Source organism: Stieleria sedimenti (assembly GCF_025060895.1).
GTDB lineage: Bacteria > Planctomycetota > Planctomycetia > Pirellulales > Pirellulaceae > Stieleria > Stieleria sedimenti.
In genome coordinates this window covers 1-9,028 of the sequence record NZ_JANZKV010000122.1, presented here as the reverse complement: position 1 = coordinate 9,028, position 9,028 = coordinate 1, and the positions used below count along the sequence as shown (strand labels likewise).

At 54.2% G+C, this 9,028-nt stretch carries 10 protein-coding genes; all 10 read right to left on the bottom strand.

Going from position 1 to position 9,028, the window contains the following annotated elements:
* Positions 1-30: 30 nt before the first annotated feature.
* The 10 genes from NZK35_RS16675 to NZK35_RS16630 all read right to left on the bottom strand — a co-directional run bounded on the left by NZK35_RS16675 (position 31) and on the right by NZK35_RS16630 (position 8,856).
* Positions 31-828 carry a hypothetical protein gene (locus NZK35_RS16675; RefSeq protein WP_259633667.1) on the bottom strand — a complete coding sequence of 266 codons (798 nt, stop codon included), beginning with the start codon at positions 826-828 and terminating at the stop codon, positions 31-33.
* Between the two features lie 148 nt (positions 829-976).
* Entirely contained in the window at positions 977-1,348 is a 372-nt protein-coding gene (locus NZK35_RS16670; RefSeq protein WP_259633666.1) for a DUF3592 domain-containing protein, read from the bottom strand.
* Between the two features lie 97 nt (positions 1,349-1,445).
* Positions 1,446-2,024 carry a hypothetical protein gene (locus NZK35_RS16665; protein ID WP_259633665.1) on the bottom strand — a complete coding sequence of 193 codons (579 nt, stop codon included), beginning with the start codon at positions 2,022-2,024 and terminating at the stop codon, positions 1,446-1,448.
* A gap of 30 nt (positions 2,025-2,054) precedes the next feature.
* Entirely contained in the window at positions 2,055-2,774 is a 720-nt protein-coding gene (locus tag NZK35_RS16660) for a hypothetical protein (RefSeq protein WP_259633664.1), read from the bottom strand.
* A gap of 721 nt (positions 2,775-3,495) precedes the next feature.
* Entirely contained in the window at positions 3,496-3,744 is a 249-nt protein-coding gene (locus tag NZK35_RS16655; RefSeq protein ID WP_259633663.1) for a hypothetical protein, read from the bottom strand.
* A 1,216-nt stretch (positions 3,745-4,960) separates the two neighbouring features.
* A complete protein-coding gene (locus NZK35_RS16650) occupies positions 4,961-5,512 on the bottom strand; it encodes a hypothetical protein (protein ID WP_259633662.1) in 552 nt (183 codons plus the stop codon).
* A 692-nt stretch (positions 5,513-6,204) separates the two neighbouring features.
* Positions 6,205-6,729 (bottom strand): DUF5082 domain-containing protein, encoded by a 525-nt coding sequence (locus NZK35_RS16645; protein ID WP_259633661.1) that lies wholly within the window; start codon positions 6,727-6,729, stop codon positions 6,205-6,207.
* 150 nt (positions 6,730-6,879) lie between these two features.
* The gene (locus NZK35_RS16640) at positions 6,880-7,623 is read right to left on the bottom strand and encodes a hypothetical protein (protein ID WP_259633660.1); all 744 of its coding nucleotides are present in this window, start codon (positions 7,621-7,623) and stop codon (positions 6,880-6,882) included.
* A 207-nt stretch (positions 7,624-7,830) separates the two neighbouring features.
* Complete coding sequence (locus tag NZK35_RS16635; RefSeq protein ID WP_259633659.1) at positions 7,831-7,953, bottom strand: hypothetical protein; 123 nt, start codon at positions 7,951-7,953, stop codon at positions 7,831-7,833.
* Between the two features lie 411 nt (positions 7,954-8,364).
* Positions 8,365-8,856: a type II toxin-antitoxin system VapC family toxin gene (locus tag NZK35_RS16630; protein WP_259633658.1), complete on the bottom strand. Its 492-nt coding sequence runs from the start codon at positions 8,854-8,856 to the stop codon at positions 8,365-8,367.
* Between the last annotated feature and the right edge of the window lie 172 nt (positions 8,857-9,028).

Here is a 9,028-nt window from a genome sequence, read left to right as displayed (position 1 = left end):
ATCAACACGACTCCCGTCCTTGTGTGCATTTCATGGTTCGCCGTCTTGTCGTGTAGCAATTAGAAAACTGAGCGGTTCATTGGTCGGTATCAGCACGAGCGCATCATCTTTTGTGGTAGCTGCGACATATGGCTTACCCGACACTACGACCGATCCAGGAGAAGCAAAATACCAAACTGACATTAATTTACTTGCATCATCCGGTGCCGGGATTCGGACTGTATCCGCATCGACAAAAATATATTGCGAGATCGATCTCATTCCGTCCGGGGTGTTTTTTTGAACGTCCCAAGCGCCGACAAAATCAATGTCCTTGCTGGTGAGTGCTAGATTTGCTCCTAGCTCATCGGAAACTGGTTGCAGGATGCTATTTACCCACTCCTTTCGGCGGCGCTGCGTGTCTTCCTGTTTGATCTTTGCTTCTGCCACCGCAAGCTTTACCGACGAAAGATCCTTCAGGAACTTCTGTAATCTGTCATGGACACCGGAAGTAGCATTGACAACGAGAGTTTCAAGCTGTGGGATCAGCCCAATCGTGCACTCGCCACCGAGGGCTTCCCATTCGTCAGGGAACACTGATGTTTCAATCGCCATCATCAAGGAATCGTAGTCCAGTTGGTTTGTGCCAGCTTCGGCATCCCCACAAACGGACCGAACGAGATCACCAACTTCGTAAACCTCAGGATAAGCATCCTCCGATTGGCGTTTCGCTTGACCAGAGGCGTATCCTTCTCGGTATCCAACACGGTTGCCAGCAAGAAAGCCTGCGATGCAAAGGCAAGCGAACAGCATGAAGGCGATCGAGAAACGAAGGTAGCTGCGGTTCACAATGATCCTGTGGCGGTTAAAGAGCTTACGTTTGGCGAACGGTGCGGTTCACCCAGCACGGGCGAACGATGTTGTGATGGCCTATTTTCTCTCCACCCGTGCTTGGGTGCAACCGATGGTTCCCCGCAGCGTGTGCGGGAGAAGTCAGTCACGACATAGTTGCGAGTCCGACGATCAGAAAGAACAGCCCTCCGACAATCGGAACGATGGTAAAGTTCAACCGAGCTCTTGGATTGTACATCTCGGCGTCGCCGCTTGTGGTGTCCACCAAGATCGGTACGTCAGTTCCAATGAATGGCGTGGGTGGAATTGAGTACGCCGATCGGAACCGTTTCGTATCGCCGCCAGACGTGTATTCGATCTCCGGAAAGTATCCGTCGTCCGCGTCGTCATGGATTTCGACTACGCGACCAGTGCAAACGACCGAGGTTCGGATTCGACGCCGCCATTCGTATTCGTGCAATACGCCAAACAACAACAAGGCGACACCGATGATCGGAAAAATGATGTCCAGGTTCATTCATTCGGGGAACGTTAGAAATCACGCGGGACGGGCGAAAGACGTGCAAGCAGACCGAAAACCATGACTCCCGTCCTTATGGTCACTCGCGTGCATTTCATTGTTCCCCGCCCTGCCGGCTGCCGGCTTGGAAAGGCTCACCAAAAATTGGATGCTGAATGTCGTCCTCAGCGAATCCGTAATATAGCACTACACGCATTGGTGTTGTGAATGCGGACAGCGGCGGATCGTCTGGCATTTCAGGTGTGCGATATTCGCGAAGTGCGGTATCGATCACGATCGAGTCCTGCGGTGCGAGAGAGTAGTTTGAGCGGCCCGTCCCACACCACTCGTAGTCACACTCAATCCATTGATCGCTGACATTACGTTCCCACGTCTGCAACGGGCGATGCGATCCATATCCGGCAAAGTAGATCGGCCTGTTTGTTGTGTTTGTAAGAGTCAATTGTGCGATCGGGACGCCATTCGTTTCCGCGAACTTAGTGAATTGCAGAATCGGAGTTGTGGTAGATACATGACTGTCAGGACGCGTCTGGGAACGATTGCGTCGAATCAGCATGGCCACACAAGCGATCGTCATCAGCAGCAACGACGCGTTAAAGAGTGAAGCTCGGCGCATCTCAATCTTTGTCGGGGAACGGCGGCGATAACCGAGTCGCGGGAGTTTATTGTCCATTGTCTAAAACGACGATTCCGCGACTTCGGTTCATCGCATGGTTCGCCCGGTCGACGGCATCGCGTGAATAGTATCCATTTCGCTGCCTGTCGCCTTGAGTATAGCAGCAAGTCGATAGTCAATCACGCTTGAGTTGTCCGGACCACCGCCATCGATTTGCAAGCCCCCGGAATAGTAGGAATCTGAGCCGCGTTCAGCAAAGTTCGATTCAGCCGTGCCAATCTTACCCTTGTTCCCGTCGAGTATCGCAGCATAAGTGACGAACGTTTTCCTGAGGAGCGCCTGTTCGTTTGAGAATGTCCTGCCTTCAATCGTAGGTAAAATTGCGCCAGTACCGAGCAATTGCTCGGCAAGCGAGTAGTCAAGAGCGAGATCGATACCTGCATCGGCACGACAGGATTGAAAAATCCGCGAGCATGATTGCGGGGGATCAATGTCAATCAGCGTTGCCAGGTAGACGGTATCGTAGAATCGAAATCGCGTTGCCAACGGAGTAGGCGAGTCCAATCCAGGCAGCAGTTCGATGGCCGTTTTGCAAGCATCAAACGCATTCACCAATTTATGACGTGGATTGGCTAGCCGATGACGCCAATCGACCAATGCAGACATGAGATAGTTTTGAGCGGCCTGTCGAAAGTTCAAGTCGAGAAGGAGCGGCACATTTTGCACTTTGAGCGAATCAATGGCGGATACGCTCTTCGATGCTCGCTCCGCGAAGAACGCGGACATCTCGTTGGGCGTCATTGCCATTGAGGGCTTCCATTAAGGACGAACGACCGCCATCACCGGGTGGCGGGAGTTAAACTGGATTTCAGAAAACGCTGGCCACCGCCACTCCGGTGCATGGCTTGGTTCGTCGCCCAGCTAGTACAGTTGCGTTGGGAAACTTCGCCCCAAGTCGTCAGGATCTGCAAATTGTGTCCCATAGTTTCGCCATCCCGATATGTAATTCGCATCCAACCGGTAACGAATTGGTCCTGGAAGTGAGCGCATCGGAGCATATACCCAACGGCCCAGGTCGTTGACACGCATCAATGTATGGTTGTCATGAATGAGACATCCAAGCAGCATATTGAATGGGCCGATGGATCCCACGTATGCGCAAGTTGCAGCAAGTAGAATCCATGACCAGGTCATCGGCGAATGCAATCGGCTTCGAACCTTGCGGCGTTCGAGTACGAAAAGCAGAGATGGCATGAGTGCGAGCAGCAAAAACGCAACCGGTGTCGCGTGCTTCCAAAGAAACAGGCCGACGGCTACGCCCAACATGAGGCACATCAACAAACGTATGGAATACTGCATATGATCTGCCGACGAACGTCACGGATCACGCGGTCGCCGCGAGCGATCCTCTACTTCAAAAACGACGACTCGGCGACTCGTCGTGCATCCGATGGTTCGCCGCATTGTAGCTCGGATAAATTGGCCACAACAGTTAACGTGGCCCAATCCTGTTGAACACGACGATCCTTTAGAGAAATGCGTCGTCTGTCTCCATGTTCGACCATTCTATAGTCCAGTCAGATTCGAGAGAGAACTCCTCTATCGGCCCTTCGGCGTCGCCAATCCACAAACCAAGATCTTGCAGTTCACCGCAACCTCGATACCAGCGATCCCACGCCGCTTGGTAGTCTGCGGGAGTCGAACTATCGACATTTGCAGCAAGCATCACAACGGTCTCGAAAATGCGGTGTAATGGGTCGTCGCGTTCAATCTCCAATCGTAGCGATCCTCGATTGAAACTCGAATGACATTCCAACCCGTTGACGACACCGACTCGTCTACCATCGACCGACAATGTTTGGGGCGTTGTATCCATTGAACATTACAGTCGGCGAACGACGGTGGTCACCGCGTTGGCGCGATCGACCTGAACTCAAAAACAAACTCGACTCGCCGACTGCGGTGCACCACATGGTTCACGCGTCCGGCCACGACGACAGCCCGAGCCATCGCCGCTCTTTGTCAATGTACTCGATCGGAATCGTCGCGGGAAATCCAGTGTCCCAATCAGCGGCCTGCACGACAGGCGTCGGTTGTCAGCGTTGGCATCGACAGGCGTCGGTTTGTCTTCGTCGGCCGAGTCGACCGCGCAACTATCGAACCGTGACATCAAATGCGAATTCTAGGAAACAGAGGTTCGATGACATCCGGTGGGCGACCTTCGGGTCACGATCAAACGACAGTAAATCAATTGCCACAAAAGAACGCGAGAAGACGCAAAAGAAGAAGTGGGCGCTGTCGTCAGGCGTCGGTCAGCAGCGTGAACGATACGAATCACATGGCGACGGCGAGCATCGTGAACCCAAATTCAAAACTGACTCTGTCGCTCATGTGGATCCGCTGGTTACCCGTCCGTTTCGTTTCGCCCAGTGGCTCCCAGTTCGTCAACAAACCCATCTAAAAACACTCTCGTACTCGATCCGATTCTCCGCCACTGATAATTGTATGATTCCAAAAGCCTTCTGGATGCCCCTCGCGCGTCTTCCGCCCAGTAGGGCCATGTCCTGATGGCAGCCTGGATAGGATATGCAACTCGAATTAGGTGGACGCTTCCATACGGCGCGCCGTTCGTTGGATTCCCGTTGTACAGGCACTGGTCAATCGCGACCGCGGGCCCGAAGGACAAGATATAGACTATCGCGGTCAAAATGATGTACGAACCGAACTGGAGGCGCCTTCGCAAGAAATTGCGGCCATTTATCCAAGAAGGCAATGTCAACGAAGCCAAAGAGGCGAGAAACAACGCAACCGCCCAACTAGCTGTCGCGATTGCCATGATCACGGCTAGAACGAATGTCGTAGCGAGAAGGTAACGAATGGCCATTTCGGTACGCTTTGTTCGCACGGGTATCGCGACGGATCACGCGGTCGCCGCGAGCGATCCTCCACTTCAGTAACCACGACTCGGCGACTCGGTGTGCATCGCATGGTTCTCAGTGACTTGAATTGGGACTCACGTCGCTACGGTAACCGGTCCCGAGAATCTTGTTGCCGTCCGTCAGCCAACCGATTCCATGCTCGACGTCAATCAGAGATTCAAATCCGATGATCGCACATGCGGCATCAAACCCATAACCAATTTCTTGAATCAGGACCGACGGTCCATTCAGCAGGGGAAACAGGCCTTCGAGTTCATCGAGACGCCTTGCGTGATTCTCAAGTATCTCGTTGACGTGTTCAAGATCACCGTGCCACCACATCCCCGAATCGGTCCCAACACCTCGAATGTCATCAAAAAGCAAGCTGACGCCGTCTGTGATCAGCCGACGATGATTCTCGAAGAGATTTGAAGCAACGTGAACCATGTCATCATTCGGAAACTCGTTAGGCTCATACGCATCGAAACTGAACTCAATGATGGCGCGGTCGTAGTCCGATGGTGTATCAAGATCGAATTGCGTGAAACCGGGCATTCTTACCTCAGCGAACCAGCCCAAGTCCTCGAATTCGAACGCTCCAAGCTTCGGGTGATTCCACGACGGCATCAAGCCAACTCCATCTGAGAACGTCCACCGTTCACCGCGGCACTGCGAACGACATTGTGTTTTCAATTGACGACGACTCCGTGCCTGCGTGTGCGGGCGGATGGTTCGCGCGTCCGGCCATGACGACAGCCCGTGCCATCGCCGCTGACGGCCAATGTACTCGATCGGAATCGCCGTGGGAAATCGAGTGTCCCAATCAGCAGCCGGCACGACAGGCGTCGGTTTGTCTTCCTCGGCCGAGTCGACCGCGCACCGATCGAACCGTGACATCAAGAGCGAATCCCAGGAAACAGAGGTTCGATGAGTTCCGGTGGGCGCAGTCCGAGCGCACCCATTGCGGCATCAGCGTGGCCCAAGGGGAACAAGGACCACGCAAAGGCGCCAAGCCGCAAAGGAATGGGTTCTAATCTTTGCGGCTTGGCGACTTTGCGTGAGCGCCTTCCAGCAAGTACGTCAGCACCAGTCAAACCGCGGCAGATCAATTGCCACAAAAAGCTCGAGAAGACACAAAAGAACAAGTGGGCCGTGGTAGTCAGGCGTCGGCTAGCAGCGCGAACGTCAGGCATAACCGAGGCGCGGCGAACGACTAACCACTTCAAAGAACTTGACTCCGCGTCTTCGGTTCATGCCATGGTTCGTCGAAACGTCTGGATTAAAGATGGACCACATTTTGAGAATCTGGCGGTAGGCGTCTAGTTCTCGATAACTCGCAATCGAAGACGAGGGTTTTCACCACGCTTGTTTTTACCCCGCCCCACATACACGAGAGGCGATTGGCTGAGTCGCTCCAGCTCATAGACGCCGATGTACCGTTCGTCGACCGATTTGGTAATGTCAACGCGAACGCGGGAACCGCGTTCGACATAGTTCCCAGCCTCACGCCAATCGTAGTAGACTTTACCATAGGCCGCATAGAATTTGTGCGTGGCATGCACAGTTCCGTTTGGCTTCAGCACATCAATTTCCCATAGTACGCCGAGAAGTGTACCGTCTTCTGCAGATGATGGATCAACCTTCGACTTTGAAGACACGTCTTTTTTGAGTTGGTCGAGTGCGGATTGCAATGCGTCTCGGTCACGGCGCAACGAATCAATCTCACTTTTCAATCTAGTGATTTCTTGTTGCAATCTGCGGACGTCATCTTCACCGGCAACCGTAATAGGATCTCCGACGCTGACGCTTAGCGTAAAAACGGCGAGGAGCATAAACTTGCGCATTGTCAAATACCTTTCCAAAGTGGGCAGCATCGTGAAGAACTCAGTGTTTCAATGGTAATTTCAATCCATTAGTCAATGTTGCTGGAGAGCCGCTCCCTGGAGAGCGACGAACGGCAGCGATATGCGGGCGGCGGCAGTTGACTAACCACTTCAAACCGGTGACCACCGCCGCTCCGTATCATCGCGTGGTTCTGTCGTTGCCTCCTCACGCTCCCAAACGACGTCGGTAACGTTTAGAGGTTCATCTGCTAGTGACGGTGAGCATAGATCATGTGGATTGCCGATGCTAAAGGCGCTGTGCAGGAAGCCCAGCCCGTCATTCGGAACATAAATCGCGCCAGAGTCGGGCGAGATCAGCAGAAGCACTGGGCTGCCGGGCACGAAACCCAGCACCTGCGATTCAAACGTAACCGCTATCCCGTCGCCACAGCGCCAAGATCGCATCCCGGAACCGCTGGGAGCCGTCCAATGCTCGATCGTCCATTCCGTAGGACGCCGCGAGATATTCTCTTGTTCGGAAAACCAATGCTCGTACCTGCTTCGGATGCGCTCTCTCTCGCCGTCGTCACTTGCATCGGCCAAACGCCGATCGAGTCTCGTTTTCATTCCGGTTGCCCTTCTTTCTACGATATGAATCCATCCGTCTTTCCACCATTGAAACGCGTCTACTTTTGTACGGACGTGCGGCATCCATAGAAATTTGCCTGGAACATCTTTGCGAGACCATTCAACCCATTTCGTCGGGGGTGCAAACATCATCCGAACGACACCACGATCGTCGACGCGATCAAATGCAAGAGATTTGGGCGGAAGCAAATTGCTGTCAGGTACACCACGTCTAGGAAACGGAATGCGAAGAGGAAACGACGTGTCGATTCGGAAGCACTTCAGCATCGAGACTCATCGACAGAACGGCCACCGTTCACCGCGGCACGGCGAGCGACGTTGTGTTTTCGATTGACGCCGACTCCGTGCCTGCGTGTGCAACGGATGGTTCGCGCGTCCGGCCTCGACGACGGCCCGAGCCATCGCCGCTGACTGCCAATGTACTCGATCGGAATCGCCGTGGGAAATTCGGTGTCCCAATCAGCGGTCGGTTCGTCAGGCGTCGGTTTGTCTTGAATCGTACTCGTACTCAGCGGACGCGGTACTCGTACTCGAATCGACAGGCGTCGGTTTGTCTTCTTCGGTCGAATCGACCGCGCACCTATCGAACCGTGACATCAAATGCGAATCCCAGGAAATTGAGGTCCGATGAAATTTGGTGGGCCGAGTTCAGCCACAACGTTCAGCAGCGTGGCCGACCGACATCGGTTTGTTTGCCATCCAGTCGAGTAGGAGTACGAGTACCGGCTGACGCCTGAGCACGAGCACGATTCAGCAGCGCGAACGTCCACCGTTCACCGCGGCAAGGCGAACGTCCGCGATCAGCGGGCGGCGGGAGTTGAGCCGCCATTGTCAGAAACGTCGCCCCCGCCGCTCCGTTGCATCGCATGGTTCGCCGCAACTCGTCGAGGTGGTAGGTCGACATACGAGCGCTCTGAAGACGCCCGTGCGTCGCGCAATTCCGCGAAGATGCGATGAATGTCGTACCCAGCATCAGCCCCGAGTCGGTGGCGAATCGCCTTGATTTCTTCAATTGGGTTGGGTGTCGTCATAAGATTCAAGCAATTGTTCCGGTGTGCAGATGGTCGCAGGAATAAAACCTGATTCACGGCAAATGTCGCCGATCCGCCGTTGTAGGTGTGGATTAAGTATATGCTTGAAGTTCCAGGTAACCAAATAAGTTAGTCCATGCACCGCTGCCAATGCAATATGCGCGGCATCACGTGGCTCCGATTCGGGAACGGCCTTGCCGACCATGAGAGCCTCTGCGAGTGATTCGGCATCCTCTCGCGGTGTGACTACGTCGATCCCATCAACGACCGCCAAACGTTCGGATGCCGCGGTTGGATCGCCAGCGCTGCATTCGGCAATCACCAGATCAGAGATCTTAAGGTCGAAGCGCGCTGGAGCATCCGTCCACCACAGACGAGTGGACAGTTGGCGAGCCAACATGATTGGGTCCGGATGGTCTCGCGACGCAATCGTGCCAACAACAGTGGTTTCCAGATAAACAGTTTCCATCGCCGTATTGTAGGCGATTCTTGGGCCGACCACGAGCTACGACCCTTTGCCGGCGAACAGCGGTGGTCACCGCGTCGGCGCGATGGACCTGATTTCAAAAACAAGCTCAACTCGCTGACTGCGGTGCACCTCTTGGTTCACGCGTCCGGCCACGACGACAGCCCGTGCCATC